29 protein-coding genes and 1 pseudogene are annotated in these 22266 nt (G+C 62.2%); 7 read left to right on the top strand and 23 right to left on the bottom strand.

The window, feature by feature from the left end; genetic code table 11:
• Positions 1-432: 432 nt before the first annotated feature.
• Together ACZXDY_RS33500 and ACZXDY_RS33495 are read left to right on the top strand one after the other, a co-directional pair.
• The gene (locus ACZXDY_RS33500; RefSeq protein ID WP_464348477.1) at positions 433-786 is read left to right on the top strand and encodes a hypothetical protein; all 354 of its coding nucleotides are present in this window, start codon (positions 433-435) and stop codon (positions 784-786) included.
• Positions 787-957: a hypothetical protein gene (locus ACZXDY_RS33495; protein ID WP_464348476.1), complete on the top strand. Its 171-nt coding sequence runs from the start codon at positions 787-789 to the stop codon at positions 955-957. It abuts the gene before it with no gap.
• Positions 958-1617: 660 nt separating this feature from the next.
• Here ACZXDY_RS33495 and ACZXDY_RS33490 read toward each other — a convergent pair.
• The 3 genes from ACZXDY_RS33490 to ACZXDY_RS33480 form a co-directional block, all read right to left on the bottom strand.
• Positions 1618-1995, bottom strand: coding sequence for a hypothetical protein (locus ACZXDY_RS33490; RefSeq protein WP_464348475.1), 378 nt, complete (start codon positions 1993-1995; stop codon positions 1618-1620).
• Between the two features lie 459 nt (positions 1996-2454).
• Complete coding sequence (locus ACZXDY_RS33485; protein ID WP_464348474.1) at positions 2455-4401, bottom strand: M48 family metallopeptidase; 1947 nt, start codon at positions 4399-4401, stop codon at positions 2455-2457.
• Positions 4402-4468: 67 nt separating this feature from the next.
• Positions 4469-5065, bottom strand: a complete 597-nt coding sequence (locus ACZXDY_RS33480; protein WP_464348473.1) for a LemA family protein — start codon at positions 5063-5065, stop codon at positions 4469-4471.
• Positions 5066-5766: 701 nt separating this feature from the next.
• On the opposite strand from ACZXDY_RS33480, the pseudogene ACZXDY_RS33475 reads away from it, so the two are divergent.
• The 5 genes and pseudogenes from ACZXDY_RS33475 to ACZXDY_RS33455 all read left to right on the top strand — a co-directional run bounded on the left by ACZXDY_RS33475 (position 5767) and on the right by ACZXDY_RS33455 (position 8133).
• Positions 5767-6700: pseudogene (locus ACZXDY_RS33475) on the top strand (sigma-70 family RNA polymerase sigma factor).
• A gap of 70 nt (positions 6701-6770) precedes the next feature.
• Positions 6771-7196: a c-type cytochrome gene (locus ACZXDY_RS33470; protein WP_464348472.1), complete on the top strand. Its 426-nt coding sequence runs from the start codon at positions 6771-6773 to the stop codon at positions 7194-7196.
• A gap of 17 nt (positions 7197-7213) precedes the next feature.
• Positions 7214-7495 carry a hypothetical protein gene (locus tag ACZXDY_RS33465; RefSeq protein WP_464348471.1) on the top strand — a complete coding sequence of 94 codons (282 nt, stop codon included), beginning with the start codon at positions 7214-7216 and terminating at the stop codon, positions 7493-7495.
• A gap of 183 nt (positions 7496-7678) precedes the next feature.
• A complete protein-coding gene (locus ACZXDY_RS33460; RefSeq protein ID WP_464348470.1) occupies positions 7679-7849 on the top strand; it encodes a hypothetical protein in 171 nt (56 codons plus the stop codon).
• 11 nt (positions 7850-7860) lie between these two features.
• A complete protein-coding gene (locus tag ACZXDY_RS33455; protein WP_464348469.1) occupies positions 7861-8133 on the top strand; it encodes an EF-hand domain-containing protein in 273 nt (90 codons plus the stop codon).
• Between the two features lie 372 nt (positions 8134-8505).
• Here the strand turns inward: ACZXDY_RS33455 and ACZXDY_RS33450 are convergent, their stop codons facing one another.
• The 20 genes from ACZXDY_RS33450 to ACZXDY_RS33355 are packed head-to-tail and all read right to left on the bottom strand — an operon-like array spanning position 8506 to position 22251.
• Positions 8506-8835 carry a hypothetical protein gene (locus tag ACZXDY_RS33450; RefSeq protein WP_464348468.1) on the bottom strand — a complete coding sequence of 110 codons (330 nt, stop codon included), beginning with the start codon at positions 8833-8835 and terminating at the stop codon, positions 8506-8508.
• Positions 8822-9076, bottom strand: a complete 255-nt coding sequence (locus ACZXDY_RS33445; protein ID WP_130231251.1) for a hypothetical protein — start codon at positions 9074-9076, stop codon at positions 8822-8824. Before ACZXDY_RS33445 ends, ACZXDY_RS33450 begins: the two co-directional genes overlap by 14 nt.
• Positions 9073-9456: a hypothetical protein gene (locus ACZXDY_RS33440; RefSeq protein ID WP_464348467.1), complete on the bottom strand. Its 384-nt coding sequence runs from the start codon at positions 9454-9456 to the stop codon at positions 9073-9075. The genes ACZXDY_RS33445 and ACZXDY_RS33440 overlap by 4 nt, the downstream gene beginning before the upstream one ends.
• Positions 9456-9878, bottom strand: a complete 423-nt coding sequence (locus ACZXDY_RS33435) for a hypothetical protein (protein WP_464348466.1) — start codon at positions 9876-9878, stop codon at positions 9456-9458. The genes ACZXDY_RS33440 and ACZXDY_RS33435 overlap by 1 nt, the downstream gene beginning before the upstream one ends.
• Positions 9879-9904: 26 nt before the next feature.
• The gene (locus tag ACZXDY_RS33430) at positions 9905-10213 is read right to left on the bottom strand and encodes a hypothetical protein (protein ID WP_464348465.1); all 309 of its coding nucleotides are present in this window, start codon (positions 10211-10213) and stop codon (positions 9905-9907) included.
• 2 nt (positions 10214-10215) lie between these two features.
• Complete coding sequence (locus ACZXDY_RS33425) at positions 10216-11151, bottom strand: NlpC/P60 family protein (protein WP_464348464.1); 936 nt, start codon at positions 11149-11151, stop codon at positions 10216-10218.
• The gene (locus ACZXDY_RS33420; RefSeq protein ID WP_464348463.1) at positions 11135-11572 is read right to left on the bottom strand and encodes a hypothetical protein; all 438 of its coding nucleotides are present in this window, start codon (positions 11570-11572) and stop codon (positions 11135-11137) included. Before ACZXDY_RS33420 ends, ACZXDY_RS33425 begins: the two co-directional genes overlap by 17 nt.
• A gap of 3 nt (positions 11573-11575) precedes the next feature.
• Positions 11576-11920 (bottom strand): hypothetical protein, encoded by a 345-nt coding sequence (locus ACZXDY_RS33415; protein ID WP_464348462.1) that lies wholly within the window; start codon positions 11918-11920, stop codon positions 11576-11578.
• A 53-nt stretch (positions 11921-11973) separates the two neighbouring features.
• On the bottom strand, positions 11974-13308 hold the full coding sequence (locus ACZXDY_RS33410; RefSeq protein WP_464348461.1) for a phage late control D family protein: 1335 nt from the start codon (positions 13306-13308) through the stop codon (positions 11974-11976).
• 25 nt (positions 13309-13333) lie between these two features.
• Positions 13334-13591 carry a tail protein X gene (locus tag ACZXDY_RS33405; RefSeq protein WP_464348460.1) on the bottom strand — a complete coding sequence of 86 codons (258 nt, stop codon included), beginning with the start codon at positions 13589-13591 and terminating at the stop codon, positions 13334-13336.
• Complete coding sequence (locus ACZXDY_RS33400) at positions 13592-14050, bottom strand: phage tail protein (protein ID WP_464348459.1); 459 nt, start codon at positions 14048-14050, stop codon at positions 13592-13594.
• Positions 14047-16743, bottom strand: a complete 2697-nt coding sequence (locus ACZXDY_RS33395) for a phage tail tape measure protein (RefSeq protein ID WP_464348458.1) — start codon at positions 16741-16743, stop codon at positions 14047-14049. Before ACZXDY_RS33395 ends, ACZXDY_RS33400 begins: the two co-directional genes overlap by 4 nt.
• Entirely contained in the window at positions 16743-17261 is a 519-nt protein-coding gene (locus ACZXDY_RS33390) for a hypothetical protein (RefSeq protein ID WP_464348457.1), read from the bottom strand. The genes ACZXDY_RS33395 and ACZXDY_RS33390 overlap by 1 nt, the downstream gene beginning before the upstream one ends.
• Positions 17261-17869, bottom strand: a complete 609-nt coding sequence (locus ACZXDY_RS33385) for a phage major tail tube protein (RefSeq protein ID WP_463327551.1) — start codon at positions 17867-17869, stop codon at positions 17261-17263. The genes ACZXDY_RS33390 and ACZXDY_RS33385 overlap by 1 nt, the downstream gene beginning before the upstream one ends.
• 33 nt (positions 17870-17902) lie before the next feature.
• Positions 17903-19660: a phage tail sheath C-terminal domain-containing protein gene (locus tag ACZXDY_RS33380; protein ID WP_464348456.1), complete on the bottom strand. Its 1758-nt coding sequence runs from the start codon at positions 19658-19660 to the stop codon at positions 17903-17905.
• 41 nt (positions 19661-19701) lie between these two features.
• A complete protein-coding gene (locus tag ACZXDY_RS33375) occupies positions 19702-19923 on the bottom strand; it encodes a hypothetical protein (protein WP_464348455.1) in 222 nt (73 codons plus the stop codon).
• A 22-nt stretch (positions 19924-19945) separates the two neighbouring features.
• Complete coding sequence (locus ACZXDY_RS33370) at positions 19946-20257, bottom strand: hypothetical protein (protein ID WP_464348454.1); 312 nt, start codon at positions 20255-20257, stop codon at positions 19946-19948.
• Positions 20254-20919, bottom strand: a complete 666-nt coding sequence (locus ACZXDY_RS33365) for a hypothetical protein (protein ID WP_464348453.1) — start codon at positions 20917-20919, stop codon at positions 20254-20256. Before ACZXDY_RS33365 ends, ACZXDY_RS33370 begins: the two co-directional genes overlap by 4 nt.
• Complete coding sequence (locus ACZXDY_RS33360) at positions 20916-22070, bottom strand: hypothetical protein (protein WP_464348452.1); 1155 nt, start codon at positions 22068-22070, stop codon at positions 20916-20918. The genes ACZXDY_RS33365 and ACZXDY_RS33360 overlap by 4 nt, the downstream gene beginning before the upstream one ends.
• Positions 22048-22251, bottom strand: a complete 204-nt coding sequence (locus ACZXDY_RS33355; RefSeq protein WP_464348451.1) for a hypothetical protein — start codon at positions 22249-22251, stop codon at positions 22048-22050. The genes ACZXDY_RS33360 and ACZXDY_RS33355 overlap by 23 nt, the downstream gene beginning before the upstream one ends.
• Positions 22252-22266: the final 15 nt, after the last annotated feature.

Here is a 22266-nt window from a genome sequence, read left to right as displayed (position 1 = left end):
ACGCTGGAACAGGCGCACCAGCGCGGGATGATCCGGAATGACGGTCAAGAACCCGAGAAACGGCGCATTCCTCCGGTCGTCAGAGGCCCCACAGTTCACGTCATTGAGGGCTGCGCTTAGGCGCAGTCACAGGGGTGGGCGCCGGATGCATCGGGCCATGGCCCTGGAATCGTTGGTCGGCTGATGCCTGATCGCCTGCTCGGTCTAGTGCTTGGCGTCGTGATTTGGGACTTGGCCAGCCTCGCGTTTTAAGGAGGGAGAGATCGGCCCCGAGCTGTTTCTGGCGGCCTGTGAGATGGGCCTTGAGCGCCTAGTCTCCCAGCACAAGGAACGCCCCTACTGCGCCGGCGGTTGTGACTGGATCAAGGTGAGGGACCGGAACCGCGCGAGCTTTTGAATGCGTAATTTTGAACGCGTAAGGGATTCATTCTCATGACCAAGGACGCATTCGAACAATTCTGGGAATGGGCAAGCAAGCCTCCGGAAAGCGACCTGTCAATTCCAGCTTCGATCTATAACCCTGTCATGCAGCTTTCGGAGGAAGACCAACAGGACCGTAGAAAGGTCAACGAGGCCGTGAGCAGATGGCAGGAGCGCTACGCTCGGCGCAGGGCCGATATCTACGACGACGCAGAGTGGACCGAGACCGCTATAGACGATCTCAAGGCGTCGCTCGAGAACGGCAGCACGATAGAAGAAGCCGCGGGGTTCCTCTGCCGATCAGGCAACGTCGACGACGTCGAACACAAGGCCCGCGAGTTGAACCTGCCGATCCGGAGACGATGAATGCCGATCGATATCGTCAACGTCGATGCCCTACGATCCCGACGAACGCATCTGGTCGGAGCCGGAGCCGTCCAGCAGTTTCCGCACGATCGACGGCTGGCCGATCCACTGGCGCGATGGGCGGCCGCGTCCTTGCCGCAGAGCGTCCAGATCAAGCGAACGTCGGGGTGAATGTCAGCGCCTTGGCAGATATGGACGAGACCGCGAACGCAGTCAGGTAACGTGATCTACCCGGCAGCGTTGAACGTTAGGCAGGGCGGTAACTACGCTGCCTCGACGTGACTAAATTAAGTTCAATGAATCCTAAGGAACTCATCAAGGAGGCGAACTTAGGATTGAGTGGCATTTAATTTTGGTTTAATATTTAAATGCATCACCATTTAAATTGGGAGCAATCGAATGAAAGCCATAGTAGCGTCGGTCGCCCTTTCGATGCTTATTTTGTCACCGGCCTTGGCCGATCAAGGTGGTATCCCCAATGGGGGCGTTGGCAACGGCAACGGCAACGGCAATGAAAAACACGCACAAGGCGCTCCTGCCCCGCTTCTAGGCGCCGGGATCCCCGCGCTTGTGATCGGAGTAGGCTATGGCGCTTATTGGCTCGTGCGTCGCCGCCGTAGCCGTAGCTGATTTTCGATAGACTTACATAGATTGAAATAAGGCCGCTTATGGCGGCCTTTTTTGTTTTTATTCGCGAGTGTGCCGTCTGTTCATGGCCCATCAGCGAAGTGGTTCACCTGTAGTTGAGGTCCGCTTAGCAGGGGCATTAGCGGACCAGATTTTCTCGCGCCGAGTTTTTCCCATTTTGACCCATCTGCGACATGGGCGGGTTCAGCCGACCAGCTGGCAGTGCCCGCTGATGATAGTACCGTCGCGTTTATGCGCCTTAAGCCTGCCGTCGACGCGGTTGATGAAACCCTGCCAGACAGCGGTCGGGTCGAACAGATGTTGCCAAATGTTGCCGAGCGTAAGGGCCGTCTCAAAGAACAAGTGCGTATCCGTGACGTGGACGGCCAAATTGCTTCCGAATGTCCGAGAGTGCATCGTCCCCTCGTCCAGATTAACGATGACCTGTTCCCCGTTTATGTAGACCGAGTTGCGCTCGCCACCCGTAAGGCCCCGCGCCCAGCATTTCAGATCGATCGTCTCGGCATGTGCAGCCGTTGCAGCTAGCAGCGCGGCGACGATGATGGTTGCTTTCAGCTTCACAGTTATCTCGTCGCTTTGTGACGGCCGTGCCGCGGGTTCGGACACGGCAGGACATTCGATGACTTTGCCGTTTTCGGTGTCGCCTTCGAAGGATGTGCAGAGGACTCAGTCGTTCAGAGATGAGCACGCGGCAATAGCCATCCCATGATCTTCTGACACGGATCGCGACGACTGCGGACGAATGCGTTCTCGTTCTGTTGAGCGGCCGGTCCTGGCGAATTCAGAAGTCCCCTCCATAGACTGCCGTTTATCCTTCGGAAGCTTCGCCCATTGGCGAATGATCTTCCGGCGGGCTTCGCGTTGCTTTTCCCTTACGTCAGGCATCGGGACGCTCCTTGAAGAGGATTATTCCGGTCGACCTAGGGCGTGTACTCACAAACGCCTTGCTTTGAGGCGCGAACCGGAACACACCCAGTCGCACTCGACATCTCAGGCTACGGCGAGGATGCGCTTTGTCGTTCATCGTCCTTGCACTTCCCCAACGACGAGCGGCGGTAGCGGGCAGTCCAGCGTGTCGCATATGGCGCGGAGCAGCTCCGCTCCGCGGACGATGATCTGCTTGTTCGCCAGGATGCAGGACGTGCAGGCGACGACGATCCGGCGCTTGATGGCCGGGACGGATTGATTGAGCGTTTGCAGCGCCGCATCGAACTCGGCGAGAGAGCATTTCTCACGGGGCGGCAAGCGGTGGGTGTGGTCGCCGCCAATGTAGCTGCGCATGCCCATATCGAAAGCCCGGGCGGCCTGGTCGGGGTCCGACTGGCCTTCCCAGGCCAATAGCGCCAACACCGTCGCCACCGGGTGCGCCAGTTTTTGCGGCGAGCTGTGCACTGGACGCGTCTGACGCGGCGCCAGGAACTGGGCGTCGAGATGGCGATGCAGCACACAGCGGAGGGCGTACTCGAACTGGCTCAGCCGCTGGTCGGCGATCATGAGCATCTCGACCTGGGCGCGGAAAGCCCGGTGCTGGGGTGGCGACATCTGCCGCAGAGCTGGCATGGCCAAGTCCAGGAGGGGCAGCCGGTGCGTGTCCGGCAGGGCCTGGACAGGCGCGACCAGCCGCAAGGTTTCGGCCAAGTCCTGCGGCTCAGGCCCGGCCTTCAGCCGGGTCAGCTGGAGGTCCCGCAGATCCGCCCGCGGGTCCAGGAGAAGGGCGTAGACTAGGGCGCGGGCACTGAATGGCTCCTGGGCGGCGACCCGGAGCACGTCGGGCATGCTGTTTTGCAGCGCCTTCGCGCAGCTAATTTCTTCCGGATCGACCTGGCCGACCCGGGACGCGGCTTCGTCGGCGAACCCCAAGACCGGCAACGGCACCTGCGGCAGCCCCGGTAACCTCGGCATCCCGGCGAATGGCGGGACACGGTCGCGGCGGGCGCCTTCGAGCTCTTCCCGATCGACACTGACCGGCCGCACCTCCGGGAATTGGCCGTTGAACTGGGGATCGAGCCGGCGGATGCGTTCGACGAGCGGCGGGTGGGTGGCCAGCAGTCCGGTGAATCCCTCGCCGGCGAAGGCGTTGGCGAAAAACATGTGGCCGGCCTCGGCGGCCTGGGGGTTGTCGATGCGCGACCCCTCGGCCAGTCCACCGATCTTCTTGAGCGCCCCGCCAATGCCATCGGGGTTACGCGTGAACTGGACGGCGCTGGCGTCGGCCAGGTACTCGCGCTGCCGGGAAACCGCCGCCATGATCAGCCGACCGAAGAACGCTCCCACCAGGCCCAGCACAAACACGCCCAGGCCCAGCAGCATCAGGCCGGCACGGGAATCATTCCTTCCCGAAGAGCGTCCGGACGTGAACATGAGCAAGCGGCCCATGATGGACAACGCCATGATCCCGAAGATCAGGCCGATCAGCCGGATGTTGAGCCGCATGTCGCCGTTGAGGACGTGGCTGAACTCGTGGGCCACCACGCCCTGCAGCTCGTCGCGGGTTAAATAGTTGAGGCAGCCCTGGGAGACGGCGACCACGGCATCGCCCGGCGCGTAGCCGGCCGCGAAGGCATTGATGCCGGGCTCCTTGAGAACATAGACGGGAGGCACCGGCACGCCCGCGGCCAGCGCCATCTCCTCGACGACGTTGAGCAGCCGCTTCTCGCGCAGGTCGGTGGTCGTGCCGGGCACCTCCTCACCGCCCAGCATCAGGGCGACGGCCTGGCCACCGGAAGCGAGCTGGACCACTTTGAACGCGCTGGCACCGCCGACCACAAGGCCCACCCCCGGCGCCGCGAGCAGGAGCAGATCCGGCTGCCACCAGGACACCGGCTCTGGGGCGCCAGACATGCTGAGCGCCAGCAACAGCCCGTACACCAGGGCGATCAGAATCAGGATGGCCAGGACGAAATAGACCACCAGCCGGAAGGTCTTGCGTCGGGCCGAATCCTGCTGCTGAAAGAAATTGGTGGCCATGGTCAGAGGCGGCTTTGGGAGCATGGAAACGGAAGCATGGGACGCATGGAGCGGTGCTTGTTTCGGGTTAGAACGACACCTTGGGCGCTGCGCGCTCGGTCTCTGGAGTTTCGAGCAGCGCCGCCTCCTCGAAGCCGAACATGCCGGCCACCGTGTTGGCCGGGAAGACCTCGCGCCGGATGTTGTAGGTGGCGCCGGCGTCGTTGAACGCTTGCCGGGCAAAGGCGATCTTGTTCTCGGTCGAGCTCAGCTCCTCCTGCAGGGCGAGCATGTTCTGGTTGGCCTTGAGATCCGGGTACGCCTCGGACAGGGCAAAGAGCCGGCCCAGGATGCCGCCCAGCTCGGCCTCGGCCTGGTTAAGCTCCCTCATGGCCGCCGGGTCGCTGGGGTTGGCGGCGACTTTCTGCTCGGCCGCCATCGCACTATTGCGGGCCTTGATGACGGCGTCGAGCGTCTCCCTCTCGTGGGCCATGTAGCCCTTGACGGCTTCGACCAGGTTCGGAATCAGCTCGTAGCGGCGTTTGAGCTGCACGTCGATCTGGGCGAAGGCGTTCTTGAAGCGGTTCCCGGCGACCACCAGTCCGTTGTAGATGGCCATCAGCCAGAGCGCGAGCAGCAGCACGACGCCCAGGAGCGTGAGCAGGGTGATGGTGACGGGACTCATGAGCCCTGACCTCCGACGAGAGGACTGTTGGTCTGGTCGATCGCGCAACGACCGGCGCTAGACTTGTCTTATGGAACCCTGCCGAGAAACTTGGCATATCCCGCGAACGGTCGAGTTCGGACGGTACCACAATTATCGCCTGCCACCGACGCTTCTGTGGTCCTTCCCGCTCCGAATGCAATTCCCCCTGCAGGGGCTACTTTCCAAGGATGGGAGGCCAACTTGGCCGGAGGACCGGCCGGCGCCGCCCGAGGGCGGGCCGTTCTGATGCGCGAGTTCTCGCACCGTCGCCGAAGGCATTCCGCTGAAAGACAACTTCATGTGGAGCGATGGACAATTTCGAGTGGGATCAACGGTTACTGCGACGCTTCGGCATGGTGCAGGTGGACTTCAAAACGCAGAGGCGCCGCCGATGCTCAGCGCGAAATGGTTTCGCGAGGCGGCCGGGCGCAATGCGTGACTAAGCGTGAAGGCGATCAATCTGAGAGATGCCCATGGCTGCTGATGGCCCTTCGCGACGAAATCAGCCTGTCGCCTGCATGTCGGCTCTGAGGGGTAGACTGGACCTAAAAGAGACCCAAAGCGGCAGTCGACCTGCCGCGAGACAGGTCCCGACTTCTGCAAGTTCGGATTTTTTTGCTTCGATGGCTACGTGACATGTAACCAAATCGGGTAAATGTCCGAAATAGCGTAAGGCAAGTATGACGACCGGGGAGCTAGAGCTAAAAGCACTTATGCTTGCAAGCCAGTCTGGCGATGCCGCTTCATACCGCACGCTGCTTGAGCGCTTGAGTAAACATTTACGAGCCTATTACAAGCGCAGGCTCGCGCATATCGGAAAAGGTGCATCTGAAGCAGAGGATCTCGTTCAAGAAGCTGTGTTGGCGATCCATAACCAACGACATACGTTCGGAGCCGTTGACGCCCTGGGTGCATGCGATCGCGCGCTACAAACTGATCGATTTCCTGCGACGAACGCGAGCGTCACTCGCTAACGTACCGATCGATGAAGCCGACGAGATCATGGCATATGACGACCAGGTCAGCGCCGAGAACAGCTTCGACGTCAGGCAATTGCTGACCCGGTTACCCAAGAAAATGCAATGCGCGATCGAGGCTGTAAAACTTGAAGGGCTGAGCATAGCTGAAGCGGCACAGAGGTGCGCGATGTCGGAGTCGGCGGTCAGCCGCGTGTACGGCATCGATCCTTCACCGGAGCTATTGAAGTTCGCGAGCGAACGCGCCCGCGATGCTGAGGCTCCCGTCGAGCTCGTGTGCGCCAGCGGTGAGGCTATGCCGCTTGAAAGCAAGAGCATCGATACCGTCGCCGTGACATTCACCCTTTGCAGCGTCAGCGATCCCATCGCGACGCTGGCGGAGGCGCGCCGCGTGCTGAAACCCGGCGGCCAACTGCTCTTTGCGGAGCACGGCCGCGCGCCGGAAGCTGCGGTCGCGCGATGGCAGGACCGGCTCACGCCGCTCTGGAAGCGTCTCGCTGGCGGCTGTCACCTCAATCGCAAGCCCGACGATCTGTTGCGATCGGCCGGCTTTCTCGTCGACAGGCTGGAAACAGGTTATTTGAGGGGACCGCGCCCGATGGTCTTCGTCTACTCGGGCAGCGCGCGTCCACTTTGAGATGGTACTTCCGAGCCGGCATGCCTCCAATTGCGCCGAACGATGGGACTGCGAACCAGGGAGGTAACTCATGAAAAGCCACGCGATAATGGCGTTCGCGGCAATCGTTTTTGGTTCACCTGCGATGGCGCAAACCGCCGACATATCCCAGGGCCAGCAATTGTTCAGAGCGTGTGCGCCGTGCCACTCCCTCGAACCCGGCCACAATATGACTGGACCGAGCCTCGCCACCCTCTGGGGCCGCCCGGCCGGCAGCCTGCCGAGTTTTGAGCGCTACTCCGATGCTTTGAAATCCTCAGGTATCATCTGGGACGACCGCTCGCTCGACGGCTGGTTGACTGACCCCGACCGGATGGTGCCTGACAACGACATGCCGTTCAACGGAATCAAGGATGAACGCGCTCGCACGAATTTGCTGGCATTCCTGAAGGAGGCAACCCGGCCGGGCGCGCCACAGCAGACCGCGCAGGCCCCGATGGGGGCATGGGAGGGATGATGGGCGGCGGGGGTGGAATGATGGGCGGCGCAGGACAGGTGCCCAATCTGAAAAGTCTGACGCCCAACATGCAGGTGAAGGCGATCACTTATTGCCATGATACATTTCGTGTCGCCACTGGCGATGGCAAGACGCGTGCGTTCTGGGAGCGCAACCTTCGTTTCAAGACAGATTCCAGCAAAGACGGGCCGCAGAGCGGTGCGCCGGCTCTCGTACCTGCCGGAATGATGGGCGATCGAGCGGAGGTGATTTTCGCGGCACCCGAGGAGATCAGCAAGACGATCGAAGGGCGCTGCTGAGCTTTCCGATGGCGAGCGGAACTTCTTGGCCCTTCGAGACATATTCGGTCACCGCCGCGCTTACCGTTTTCCAGCGAGGCGGGTGCCGAACCATTCTCACTGGATTATGACGGAACGCACTCGAAAGAACTGCATTCACCGTCGCCGAGGCAATCCGCTTTGGCACCAAACGAGGAAACTCTCATGAAGAAAACAGTTCGCGTTTTGGGAGTCACGATATCTGCTCTCGTGCTGGCATATAGCGCCGTCGGTGCGATGGCACAGCCCCAACCAGACGAACAGGCTCAATCCCCTAGCATGGATCAGGAAGCGGTCGGTACGACGGGCAAGGTGGTATGGGGCAAGGCGGTATGATGTGTGGCGGCATGATGGGTCGCGGCATGATGGGCCGCGGAATGATGGGTGGCGGCATGATGGGCGGCGGCATGATGGGCAGCCGCATGGGATCTCCGATGATGTTCCGAATGATATTCGCTCTGATGGATGACGGCGACGGGCAAATCTCATTGCAGGAGTTTCAGGCGGCTCATGAGAGAATTTTCAAAGCGATGGATAGCAACAAGGACGGCCAAGTGACGCAGGACGAGATGCAAGCCTTCATGCAGGGGAAGTCCAGGAGATCGGCCTCAGAGCAGTAGCGCGATCTTTCCGTCAGCGAATGATGCAATAGCTCGGAACGGCCCCAAATTCCGGCAACGCGTCGTATGTCCCACAAATGGCGTCCGCTGGAGCGCCGAGTACTGCGGCAGTCTCGGGTTGAAGATAACAGTTCGCGTCCATGTACCGAGGCCGCCTCATTTGGCGGCCTCTTTCATTTCGCGAATGTCACCCTGGCCCAACTCGTCAATATTTGCATGTCCGCCTTTGCGCCGCTCTTCGGGGGTAAGCCGACATGATCATTTATGGGTACACAGCCCAAAAACGCAAAAAAGACCCCGCCGGCCCATTGGACCCACGGGGTGAAAGGTCCCTTTCGGGGTGCCTCGACAAAGGGCTGTTCTGAGACCCTTCTAATATGATGATCTGATCCTGCCGCGAGGCGGTGTCAGCCCGTGCGCCTCGATGAAGTGCTTCAGGCTATCGTTCGCCTGCTGCAGATTGCGCACGTCGCCCTCCAGCAAGGTGATGTGCTCACCCTGTTGCTTGATGATCTCGCGCAACTGGTTGCGCTCGTCCTGCAGGTCGGTGATCCGCTTGTTGAAGCCATCGTTCAACATCGCCTGCACATCCGCCCTCGCCTTGGGCCGGCCGGCGAAGTACATGAACGCCCCCGAAATGATCGTGACGGTAACCGTGGCTACGGCCGTCCCGAGTGAGGACAGGGCATTAGAAGTATCCATTATTGCTGGTCTCGGGCGGGTTATTGCGGTGGCGACCCACCTTCGAGTCCTTCATGGACTGCTCATGCTCCTCGTGCAGACGAGACCGGCGAACCCGCACCTCGGTGTCGATGTCGCCTTTGATCTGATATACGAGGCTCGATTGCGCATAGCGAACCACCAGCACAGCGCTGATGGCCGCAATCGTGATCACGGCTGCCACCATGAATAGGGTCGGCTTGTCGATATAAAATGCAATCAAGTTTCTGATTCCGACAGTGAGGTGCCGCGGGCTTCTCCCAATGTCAGCACCGCTGTCAGAGCAGAGACGATCGCCATGGCTGCCGAGATCGCCACGTCGAGCCTGTAGACGCCGCTGAACATGGTCAACACCTCCGAGGCATGAGACAGACCGCACAAAAAGATGAAGGCACCATACAGTCCCCGTGCCAGCGCCGAGAACTCAACGGCGCGCGTCCGGTAGTAGAGCAGCGACAAGCCGATGGCGAAGTAGGATCCGGCGGTCACGAGGTCGGCCGAGACCGACAGAAAAACAATCACCGGATCGTTGGTCAGGCAGATCGCATGCTGACTGTAGCGGTCTGCGCCGAGCGCATCGGCGAGCTGTACCCAAAAACCCATCAATAGACCTCCACGTCGAACGTTGCGAGGTCATCAAGCTGCTGGCGGGTCGCGCAGTTGCTCTCGATGCTGGCGGTGAAGCGCCAACGACCCGGATGCACAGCATCGGGCAGCTGAATGCTTACGGCAACGTCGTCTCGCGAAACGCCGGGAAGCACCACCGGACGGCGGAAGGTCACGGTTGCTGGCGGATCGCTGTCGAGCAGGACCATCACCTGGACCACCTGGCCGGGGCAGCTTTCCCGCGCCTCTATATCGATCGTATAGGTGATGCTGCCGTGAACCGGCACGCGCGTCGAGCCGACACGAAGATTGGATGCCACCCAAACCGGGCCGCTGCCGGCAAAGGCGAGGAGAATGAGATAGCCGGCATCAAAAGAGAGCGCGATCAGCGCCGCCGTGTTCCAGATCGCGAACAGCACGCGCTTGATCGTTCTTTTCCTGCTTGTCACCACTTAAACCACCCACCACCGTCTTTTGCCCTGGCTTCGGCTTCGCGCTGCTTCTCCTTCTCCTCCTGCAGCTTCCTGTTCATGATCTTGTGCATCTCGACCCCACCGGCCAGGAAGGCGCCGACGATCACGAGCACCCCGCCGAGCGCCGCCCTGACCCATTTGAACGGAGCGAAGTAGCTGATGACGATGCACGCGATCAGGATCAGCACCGCGATGCCGAACCAGTAGACCAAAGGATCGAACAGCCACTCGAAGGGCGCGGTGAAGCGCTCCTCGATGCTGGTGATGATGTCGTTGAACATGGTCAGACCTCGGAAGTCGCCCGCCCGGCATTGTCGCCGACCGCAATCACCGCCTCCTTCGGCGCTGGAGCTGCCTTCGGCCAATAGTAGCCGACGATGCGGCTGCGATCATGGACCGACCGTTTGACCTGATCGTCCTCGTTGGCGCCAATACCGCGCACGCCGCTTGAGTTCTCGCCGTCGTACAGGAACACGTGCCCCTGACCTGAACTCTTGGAGCCGCGCCACATCGTCACGATGCAGCCCAAGGCCGGGAGCTTGAGCTTGGTGAACTCGGGATGGATCTCGAAACTCCGCGCGGCAGCCGACTTCGTCCCCTTGAAGCCGGAGGTCTCCAGGCAGTAGTTGGCGAAGATCGCGCACCACGGATCGCCCTCCTGACCGCAATGCGCGCCCTTGATGAAGGTCTCGAGTCCACGGTTCTCGCCGGTCTCGTGCCAGCCGATCCACTTCTCGGCCTGCGCGTACCACACTGGCTTGGTCGCGGTGGCGGGCGGCTGGTTGAGGGGCGGGTCAACGGTGCCGAGCCGCTTGCCCTTGTTCAACTCCATCACCATCAGGTCGCCGACCTCACCGTCCGGATCGAGGTTGCAGGCGGTCTGAAACTTCCTCACCGCCGCCTGACAGACCAAGCCAAAGATGCCGTCAATCACGACATCGTTGTAACCCAGCGCAATGAGCCGCCGCTGCACCGCTTTGACGTCATCGCCGCTGGAGCCGAGCTTGATAACCCGCGTGAGCTTCAACGGCGGCTCGGCTGCGGCCGCAGCTTTTGGAACGAAGTAGGAGCCGATGGCCGACAGAATCGTCTGCAGCACGGAAGGATGCGAGGTTGGCGGGGGGATGGTCGCCGGTGCTGGGGCGGCTTCCAGTTTGCCGGCAGCGTGGTTGCGCGCCAGATTAAAACCGAACCGGATCTGCTCACCACGGCAGCGCACGTCCCGCCTCATAGCGGAACATCGCCTTGGCGAAGTTCAGGAGAACGTCGTCATCGCCGTACAGCTTGATCTCGGTCGATGTCGGCAGCGTGGTCCAGACACCGACCTGCGCGAGATACTTCGAATAATCCTGCCCGCCACCATAGCGGTTGATGATCTGCGCCATGGTGACAACGTTCGAGGAGCGATAGCGTCGCATCAGCTCCCACCACATCGCCACCCCCTCCTCGGGCGAGGCTACGATGGTCGAGCGGTTGCCGGGCGTGGTCTCCTTCTCGCCAATATAGCCGGGATAGGAGTGCTGCCACGATGCGCCGTTGATCGCACCGGGATTGTTGAACCGGATGGTCACCGGCAGCGACTTGTCGTCCGGATTGGCCGAGAAGTAGCCGCCTGTTAGGCTGCGAAATTTCTCCGCCATCGCTCAAGCCCCCTTTCCGGGATTGGGCTGGTTGGGAAGGCTTCTCAGACGCGACACCACGGTCAGCCCCATGATCGCAGCGACCACGAACCCGACCCACTCCGCCGGCAGCATGGTCACCCAGGCTTTGACGTCCGGAAGGTTGAGCGCGTCAGCGAGATAGGAAATGCCAGCGAGGATCGAGGCGCCGAGCGCGACGATCATGCTCCAGAGCACGGTGGCGCTATACTTGGCGGTGGCGAGCAGGCGATCCCACACCGAGCCCTCGGCAAGGTAGTAGTATTTCACCATGCGATAGACGATCAGAAGCGCAACGATCGTCAGGAAGACAAAGATGGCTGTTTTCATCGACGGTGCTCCCGCGTGAACGACGTTCGGTTTTGGGTTTTTGAGGAAAGCGGCTAGGGCGAGGTCGGAGGGTTGCTGACCTCTGGCGGAAACTGCGGCTCGACCGGGGTCATGTCGCCCCACAATTCGGACGGGAAGTCGCGAAGCTGCTGCTCGATCATCTGCTCCGGGGTCTTGCTGCTCCACGACCAGTAATCGTCGCTGATCAACTGCGGACGTTTGATATTGCAGCGCGTGGTGTAGCCGCCACCACGGGTGTAGTTGTGCTCGGCTTCCGAGATCGCGTAGCGGCCATCGACGCCGGGCCGCGCCCCCGAGATCACGACATTGCCGTTGGGTTGGGCCGCCGGCTCACCGTTGATGATGACCCATCCGGTGCCGCGGCTCTCCTGGCTGTCGGCGGCCATCCCTTCATTGTACTGCCGACCGGCCTGCTCATTGGGTGCTGCACCGTGCATCATCGCAACAGCGGTGGCGGTGCCGAACGGCACAGATCCGCCAATGCTTTTGGTGACCGACTTCCACATCCCGTTCCAGATGTCGAAGAAGCGCTGCTTGGCGCCGGCCCATTGCGGGCGGCCGGAGAAAGGCTTGATGCGCCACGAGATCAGATTGACGCCCCAGACCGCCTCCACGGTGGGGGCAAGATCGCCGTTCGGCAGTAGCTCGCGCGGGCCGATCAGCGCGCTGTTGCCGATGATCTTGAAGCTGAGCCCCAGTTCGGTGGCGATCCTCTGACCGAGCGACATCGGGCTCTCATTGTCCTGAATCCAGAACTTGCGCTTGATGTCATCGACGCCGTAGGCGTACAGCGTCAGCCCGTTTTTCTGCATGACGTTGCCGAGGAAGTCCTTGAGGCTGACGTCCTGGCCGTCGCCGTCAGGCGAATCCCCCTGCCCGACCGTCATCAGGGATGGCGCCTTGGCGTCTCCCTTCTCGTTGTAGGAGATGCACTCGACCCACAGCCTGCGGCCGCCGCCGGCGCGCGCAAAGCCGCTCTCAACCGACTTGACGATGCCGCCGAACACCATCTGATAGCCCGAGGCCTGATAGGGCAATTCCTTGATTGGCGAGCCGTCGACATACTGGTCGGGAATGATGAGCTTATAGATGCGCTCGACATGCTGGTTGAGCGGCAAGGACGGACCGCTGCCGGCCCAACCCATGTAGATTTTCACCGGCTCGTCGTCGCGCGGGATCGGCAACTCCGCGTTGCGGTCGTCGAGTTCGATGTTCGCGGTGTCCGGACCCCAATCCTTCAGCAGCACCTGCACCGAGATCAGGTACGGCGCCATCGCATCCGTGATGTCCTTGCCGGCGATCACGATCTTGACGTTGGCCCTGCGGCGATAGGTCGGCGCGACCGCCGGCTGCCACTGCTGCGGCATGAGTCGTCCCTTAAGATCGATGCTTTCAGATGATCGGCGTCACGTTGCGAATCTGCTGCGGCTGCGGACGCCCGCGCAGAATGTCGGTGTCGATCGGGATGCGCACCTGCGTGCCGGCCGGCAGGAAGGGCGATTGCTTGTGCAGCCTCGCCAGATGCGGGTTGGCATCGAGCAGCTTTTCAACGATTCCGTAAGCCGGCGTCTTGTAGCGCCGCCACACCAGAAGGTCGGCGGTGACGAAATCTGCCGTCACTGTCACCAGTTCGTAGGATGTCACCGCCATTTAGTTCGTCGCAAAGAAGGTGGTGTCGCGATAGAACGTATCGGCCGACGGCACCGGCACCCGTTGAAAACGCGCCTCGAACTCGATCTGCCGACCGATGCCGTAGCGATCGAGCGACGAATGACCGCGGGACAGATGCTCGATCACGTACCAGCCGAGATTGAGGCCGTCGCCGCGCATCAGGATGTTGGACTTGCCGTAGCGGCGCATCTCGTCGAGCACATCAAGATGGCCCATGCCAGAACCCTGCTTCAGGCCGATGGTGGCAAAGAAGTGCGGGAACACCCGGCCGCGCATCTCGATTTCCTCGTCGCCCTCGCCGACCCACTCGCGGAAGATCGGAGCGCCTGCAATCTCCTTGCGCGACCAGTCCGTCGCGGTCGAGTGCATGACCTCGGAGACGTTGAACGGCCAGACCTGCCACTGGATCAGGCCGAACTGATACAGCGTCGTGTTCATGCGGCACCGATGTCGTTGTAGGAATTATACGCGGCCTCCCGGACCTCGCGATTGACCTCGCGGCGCATCGAGGCGCGGCGGAACTGGTTGTCCTGGCCGCGGTCCAGCTGGGCGCGAATGGTGATCGGCTTCTCGAGTTCGGCGCGCTGATCCTTGATCTTCTGCAAATCGGCATTCAGTTCAGCCGGGGGTTCGGTCGGCATCTCCGGACGCTGGGTCAGCGCCGGCTGGTTCAAGCCGTCGCTGGCACGCGCCCTCGCATTCTGCTCTTCGGCGAAGCGCGCGGAGTCCTGATAGGTGAACTGCCGTCCGCGGCGCGATCCTTTCCAGAAATTGTAGATTTCGCTCCGGCTCATGCCGGGGAAGAACACGCGGCCCGGACCGTTCGCGTTTGGATCGCCATAGGTCCCCTGATCGGTGCGGCCCTGGATGATGTTGCTGCCGCCGAGAACCCTTGCGATCTCCCGGTCATAGCGCTGGCGCATCGCCGGCGTGATGGCGTTGCGCTGCGCCTTGCCGGTATTGATCGGGCCATAGAAGCCGCTGCGCAGTTCGTCCCTGATGCTGTAGCCAGGAACCTTCTTCCTGATCATGGCGACGCGGTTGAACAGCGACTCGACGGTCGCGGAGCCGCCGCCCTCGGTAGCCATCATCTGGTACATCAAGTGCTTGGTGGCGGGATCGCGCTCGACTTCGGCCCAGAGCGGCGCACGCTGCTCGGCCAGGCTGGCATTACCGCCGACGTCACCTCCGACATCGCCGCTGGTCCCGAGATCGCTGCCACCGCCGCTGCTGCCACCGGCGCCGCGAGGCCGTAGTGCGCGCGGCACCTGCCCGCCAACGCTCTCGCCCCCACGCACGCCGCCCGTGATGCCGCCATCCGGCGGGTTATAGCCGCCGCCCGGCCGCGAACCGGGACCACCACCGCCGCCGTAGCCGCCAGTCAGACCGGCCCCGCCACCACCGCCGCCTCTGCCCTCATTCTCCTGCTCCTGCTTGCGCATCATGTCGCGGATCTGGGTCAGGACCGCGAGCGAGCGTTCGGTGTTGAGTTCGACATCGCTCAAGGTGCGCGTAGTGGAGACGGCATCCAGCGGCGTGATCTGCCCCGAACTGGACGGGGTGAACAGTTCAATACCGTGCTCGCCGACCTGATAGGTCTGGCCGCGGTTGACCGGACCGCCGGTCGCGCGTTGCGGCGGGACCGAGGTCGGCGGCGTAAAACCGGGCGGCACTGGAGGACCTTGCCAGTTCGGATTGCCCATGATGCCACGAGGGCCGTTGATCAGGCCTTGCGCAACCGACTGCGGCGTCGGGAAGTGCATGCCGCCAACGATTTCCTTGACCGCGCCCCACAGCGAGGTCTCGCCGCGGTTGATCCGGTCGATGAGGTCCTGCGCCTTGCCAAGGCTGTCGCTCATGTTCTTCAGCTCGGCCGACACATCCCGCAGAAAGCTCAAACCTCCCCCGCTGGCAGCGAGAGAGGCGAATGTCCTTTTCAGTTCATCGAACGAGGTCGTCAGCCGGTCCAACGCCAGCTGGGCATCATTGGCCGAGCCCACAAAGCGATTGGAGAAGTCGTTCATCCCGTCGCGCACCCTGGCCTGCAGCTCCCTGTAGCGGCCCGAGGAGTCCAGCATCATCTTCCAGAACTTCTGCTGCTGCGGATCGGAGAACAGCTTGCCCCATTCGGTGCCGCGCTTGCGCGCCTCAGCAATGCGCGAGATGTAGAAATCGAAGAAGTTGCCGCCGGTCGCGATGTTGCGGTTCATCATGCCGGACCATTGTTCTTCGTCCAGACCAAGCGCCCCGGCGACGCCGCCGCCGCGATGAATCTCCTGCATGGACTGCACCAGCGTCCGCGCCGCCTGCGCGGTGTCGCCAAAGCCTTTCTCGCGCAACAGGCCGATCGTGGACAGGATCTTGCTCAAGCCCTCCGCGCCGGTGACGCCAAGGTCGGCCATCTGGTGACCGAGTTCGGGGGCCGAGCGGCCAAGCTGATCGAGATCGAGCCGCAATTCCTTGGCAGCTCGGCCGATGATGTTCAGCGCCTGCTCGCCCTGATTCGGCGCAATCTTAAGCCCCTGCATGAACTCGCCAAGGCTCTTGCCCAGCGCATCGCCGGCCACGCCGAACTGCCGGGCCATTGAGGTGACGGCCGGGGCCAGCGCCCGCGCCTGCTCCTCGCTCATATAGCCGGCATCGCGGATCGCTTCGAAGGTCTTGCCAACCTGCTCTTGCGACACACCGAACTCCTGCGAGGCATCGCGGATCGTTGCCTTTAGCCTCGCCATATCGGCAGCCAGGGCGCCGGTTCGCGCCTGGATGACGCGCAGCTGCTCCTCGTTCTTGGCGAAATCAATCACGCCCTGATACGCCGCACGCGCGGCAAACCCCATCGCGGTGTAGCGCGAGGCCATGCCGCGCAGCGAAAACGAGGTTCGGTCCAGGGCGCGGTTGTAGCGCTCCTGCTCGCGGGTCTGCTCTCTGGTTTGGTTGGCGATCCTGCGTGCCTGATCGGCGCGGCGCTGCATTTCCGCGATCGTCGGGAACTCTTTCCCGTACCTGCCTTGCGCGGCCTGCGTCTGGCGAAGCGCCCGCTCCAGCTCGCTGGCGTTGCGCGCGGCAGACTTGAACGCCGGCCCGGTGCGGTCCTCGCCCTGAAGGACGATCTTGGTCTCATTGTCAGCCATCAGTTGACCTCAAAACCGAGACCGTTGCCTTGACTGTCCGATTGCTTCGGCGGGAACGGCTGCTGCAATTCAGGCGGCACCGGATGCGCCTTCATGTCCGCCTCGATCTCTTCCTTGGTCGGCATCCGGTACGGATCGTAGGGCTCGTCAAACGGCAACTCGGGCTCGAGTTCTGGTTCGGGTGCCGCCGACTCTTCCGGATCGTGCTCATGCGGCACCACTTTCTGCGGGATCTGGCCGGCGGCGATCTGGTCGCGGATGTCCGTCGGCAGCATCTCGAAGAACTGGTTCATCACCCGGTCGACATCGGGGTAGCGGATTTGTCTGACGACCTCAGTCGGCTGCTCGACAATGTCGAACAGCAAATCCATCGCGCTGGCGTAATCTCCGTCCTGCCATTTCAGGGCATGACCCCACGCCATCGGGCGCAGATAGATCGACCTGATCCACTTGCCCTCATGCTTAAAGGGCAGCAACAGGAAAATCCTGCGCCCGCCCGTCCGGTCGATCACGGTCATTAACCGGCTTCGGCCTGACCCGTCAGATCAGTGGTGATGCCCATCATCGCGTTCTCCTGGGCAAACACGTTGTAGCCGTCGACGATCAACACGTTCTCGAAGAAATCCCAGTAGTACAGCTGGGTGACGGAACTCTGCGAGCCGTCGGCCGATGCGTTCTCCTCCATCCACAACTCATAATGGGTGATGCCCTTGATCGAGAACTCGTGCTCCATCAGGTCGCCGCGGCGGAAAGCGGTCGGGTTCACGGCGCCGAGCCGCCCCCACAGAATTCCCGTCGCCTTCATCGGCTTGCCGGTGCGCTGCTCGCGGATCACGCCATGAGCGGTATAGCGCTGGGCCTGACGCGAGGCGTTGCCGCGCGCCAAGAGCCCCATGACGCGCGGCTGCCAGCCGGCCAGCGTGAAGGTCGCCTCCAGGCGGTTGATGTGGGTGAACACCTCGATCGCCGCGATCGCGCCGCCGGCGACGTGCTCGACATAGTTCTCCTCCAGGTTCGGCAACTTGAGTTGCCGCAAGGTGAGAAAGGTCGCGGTGCCGGGCTGGTTCTGACCGGCGTCGTTGTCGCCGCAGACCAGATTGACCGACTCCATCGTATACACGTACATGCTGGGTTCTCCTTAATGCTTCTGATGTTTCGGTCAGCCCTGCAGCTGCATCTGGGCGGCAAGCTCGGCGATCATCGCGTCCACCGCCTCGCGGTAGCGCGCCGATTCGATGGTCAGCTTGCGCAGAGGCGCAGCCTCTTCCGCCTTGAAGCCGACGGTGAGATGGCCCATGCGAATCTCGTCGGCCGAGTTCTTGGCGGCGGAAAAGTTGACCGTATAGCCAAGAATGTGGCCGTCTGCGGCGAGATCACGCAGCAGCATCTTCATGCCGTTCATGACCGCCTGCACGGTCTGGATCGTGATGTTGAAGCGGCCGAGGTAGTACCGCATCGAACGCAGCAGCGAGAGGTGGATGTAATCGCGGCCGCGAACCATGTTGTAGAACCGCCACAACTCGTCCTCGCCGGCATTGTCGGTGCCGATGAAGATGAAACCGCCCGTGGCGATCGCAAACTCATTGCCGAGTTCACCACGCACCATGACGCCGATGTTGTTCTTGAGCAGCTGTTGCGCCTCGTTGGCGTCGTCGGTGAGCGCATAGGTGATGTCGCGGGCCGGTCCGACGACACCCTGGATCGGCCGGTTGGCCCAGGAGTGGAACGGTGCCCCCTTTTCCTGATCGCGCCGCACTCCAACCCCGATGATGCGTGCCGCCAATGGGCGGTACACCACATCCGAAGTCACCGGATCGAGCACCTTGCAGCCGCCAGAGATCGGGATCAGGCGTTTTGACGAGATGGTCTCGCGCCAGTTCTCGTCGTCAACCTGCGAGATGCCCTTGGACTCGACCACCGAGTGGCCAAGCAGCTGATCGAGCACCGAATTGAGCGCTACGCACACCGGATTGGCGCCCTGCGCGACGGTCGCCGTAAACGTCGCAGCCTCATAAGCGGTCCAGGTAAGTTCGAACGTCGCCCCATGGCCGGAGCCGGTGCTGGAGACGTCCGCTACCGGGTTTGCCGGCGCCGCCGCATCCGCAGCGATCAGGCCGGGGTTGGCGAGGACCGCCGCGGTGATAGCACCAGTGCCGTCAACAGTCGTCGCCGCCACTGATACGCCATTGGGCAGATTGACGATGTCGTTGACCGCATAGCCCGAGCCGCCACCCTCAACCTCTACCGCGGTGACGCGCTTGCCGGCCGAGGGCGCAACCACATCGGGCGGCGTCGAATACCACGCGCCCGGCTGGCTCAGGATCACCTCCCCGAGCGTGCCATCGGCCTGCCCGGTCGCAGTTGCCACCGCCTGCACGGCATTGACTCCGCCACCCGAGAAGGTGAGCGGATAGACCTGGCCCTCAACATAGCCCTCGCCACCGCTCTCGAGTTCGAGCGTATTGACCGAGTTGGCCAACTGGCCGGTGTAGCCCGGCGCGCAAATCAGCCTCGGCGTCACCCCCAGCATGCCGACCGACTTCAGGAAGGCATGAATGCCGGTATTGTCCAGCGAGGAGCCGACGATGTTGTTGATGGTCTTCTGCAGCTTGATGGCAGGATCGACATCGACGCCATCCGCGGTGCGCACCACCACCACGCGGGCGGCGAACTGCATCTCGCCAAGCTGGTCATTGATGCCGGTGATGCCATCCGCAAGATAGCCCTTGGTGCCGAGCTTTTTGGTTTTGGTGGTGTCGTTGCTGTAGACCAGCACCGGGGTGTCGAGTGGGTACACCGAGGCATCCGCGTCCGCGGCCGGGCCGATAATGCCGATCGTGGACAGGTCGGCGCCGATGATCGGCCTGCTTTCTTCGTCAACCGGCCGGATGACGACGCCAAAGACTGGATCTCCCATCGTGGTGGTCTCCTTGCGTGGAAAGTGAGTGGGGTGTTGGATCAGAACTCGCTCGCCGGCGCCGTCACTTCCAACGACTGGCGGGTCGTCGAGCGAAGGCGCAGCGTCACCAGCGACGGCGGGCTGCCGGTCGTGGCCGTCCCGAACACGCGGATTTCCCGGACATAGTCTCCGGCGTCAGCGTCCTGCTCGATGCTCGTGATCACGATGTCGCCGACATCGGAGACTTCGAGCGTTTGCGTGAGCGTTGCAATGCTTCCCATGTCAGGCCTCGAAGCCGCGCGATCAAGCGGCGGACGGCGCCGTGGACCCCAAAGGGGGATCGTAAATCAGTACTTCCTCGGGCTTTGCCCTAATCGCGTTGATGTTCTGCTGGTTGATCTGGATGTTCGCCGTGCCGAGCGGCGCATTGGAGAAGTCGGCACCCACCACCGTGCCGAGCGGGATCGTCTCCCAGTACCAGTACGGCTTGCCGTCGCTCAAGATATTGCGAATGAGATAGGGAGCAGTGCCCGGCATGGTGGTGATCACCCGCACACGATCCTCGCCAAGCGCATTCAAAAAACACACGAGTCGTCCCATAGTCGGCTCCGTCATTGGTCGATCCTCATGATCTGGACAGACAGGATGGCCGGATCGATCGGGTTGCCGCCCGGTCCGTCTTTGGTTTCGATGGTGAAGTATTCGGGCGCCTGATCGCTCAATCGCGCGGCCGGCGCATCGCCGGTGATGACGGCGTAATAGGCCGCATCGGGCTGCGGCTGGACGAAGAACACCATGTAGCTGCCGACGTCGAGGTAGACGGCGGCGGCGATGTTGAACAGGCCGTCGATCGATGGGATGTCAAAATCCGCGACCTGGATGTTGAAAGCCGCCGCCACGATCGTCGGCTTGCGATTGGTGAATGGCGCGGGCTCCTGCGGCGGCGGTGGCGACAACGTGTTGGCCACCGGGTCGTAAATCTGCCCGCCATAGACCGCCAGCACGTCTTCCGTGGCGGTATCGTCGGTGATCTCGATGACGGTCGCCCCTTGGGGAAACAGCAGCGACACATCGCGGACCACGGCGACGAGCCTGTTGTCGTAGACCGTCGCCTTGACGGACGTCGGCGCGAAGTTTGTGGCCGGCGGGTGTGTGTAGGCGTACCAGTCCATCCCGTCATCGGTTCTCTTGCAGAACATTGTGCTCGCAGGAGCGCCCGACGGAAACTCGTCAGGGACGTAGCGTTCCCATGAGCCGTGATTGATGATTGTCGTCATGCGTATCCAATCGTCCACCAGCCGCCGGCCAGATTCTGAAGCTGCATGTAACGGAAGCGTGCTTGCGTCGCGACGCCGCTGACCCAACCGAAGCCGGTCATCACCGCGCCGCCGTACGGCTCGCTCATGCCGTTGGCGTTGACGGAAGTGTCGGCGGCATAGGCCAGGCGTCCATTGATGACGAGGCCGGCATCAGAGCCGGTGCCCAACAACCGCCCGGCGGCCGAGTAGACGTGAGCACCGGGGAGACTGTAGTTGGCGCCGTCAAAATACAGATAGCGCGCGCCGGAGTTGCCCAGATACAAGATGCCGGTGCCCGGTGAGCCGGCACGGCGCGAAGCGAGATCGCCGTTGACCGTGAGGCTGCCGGACATTATGTCGCCGGCCTTGTTCACCGGCGTATAACCGAGCGCTGCCTGATAGTTGCCGGCCACTTGCGCACCAAGATTGGCGCGCGCCGCCGCCTTGTCGACCAGATCGCTCAGGTTGAGCGACTGGCGCATGAAGCCGAGGCCGTTGATGTAGTTGTTGATCGCCTCCTGCGCGCCTGCCACGGCATTGGCCACCACGGCTTCGGTCTGGGCGGTGGTGTAGGCCCCGACCTGTTCGGCCGTGGTATGGTGCGGGTTGTCGGTGCGGCCCGCGTGCGCAAGGTCGGGCGCTGCCGAGATGTTGACCTTCCAGCCGGTATAGGAGACGCCGACCTCCTCCGGGACTTGCACCACATCAACGGACAGTTCACCGGAATCACGCTGGTAGTCCGTGACGTGCCCCAGCATGCTGATCGCGTCGTTCTCGATCGCGCGCAAGGCCACGTAGTCCGAATAGATGAAGCCGGCCCGACGGGCTTCATCGATCACCAGCGTCTTGGTGCCAAGCGAGACGTCAAGGGTGGATTGCGAGATAGCCCCGAAGGCGGCACCGAACTGCTCGAGCCGCTGCTGCGCCTCGATGATCAGTGGCGTGAAGGTCTCGTTCATCCGCTGCAATGCCACGCTGACGACGCCGTCAAGCATGGCGTTGACCTTCTCCTCCATCTGCTCAAGCGCCGCGAACCTGGCGTCGATCGCCGCGACGAGCTTGGTCAAGTTGCCGATGATCGGGGTGTCCCGACCAAAGGCAAACTGCTCACTGAGCGGCTTCTGCGCCATAGTCCTTGACCTCGGTGGTCGTGCCGAAGGCGCCTTCGTTCTTCGGGTCCTGCATCAACAGATTGATGACACCACCGCGCATCACGGTGCCCGACATCTCGGGACGGAAGATGGTCCCGCCGAAGTCGACCGCTCGCAAAAGTTCGACCCTGTAGTATTTGTCGTCGACAAAATCTGCCATTGCTGTGCTCCTGAT

This window comes from Bradyrhizobium sp. LeoB3 (genome assembly GCF_055456055.1).
The sequence above is the reverse complement of the archived record's forward strand: the minus strand, read 5'-3'. Positions and strand labels throughout refer to the sequence as shown.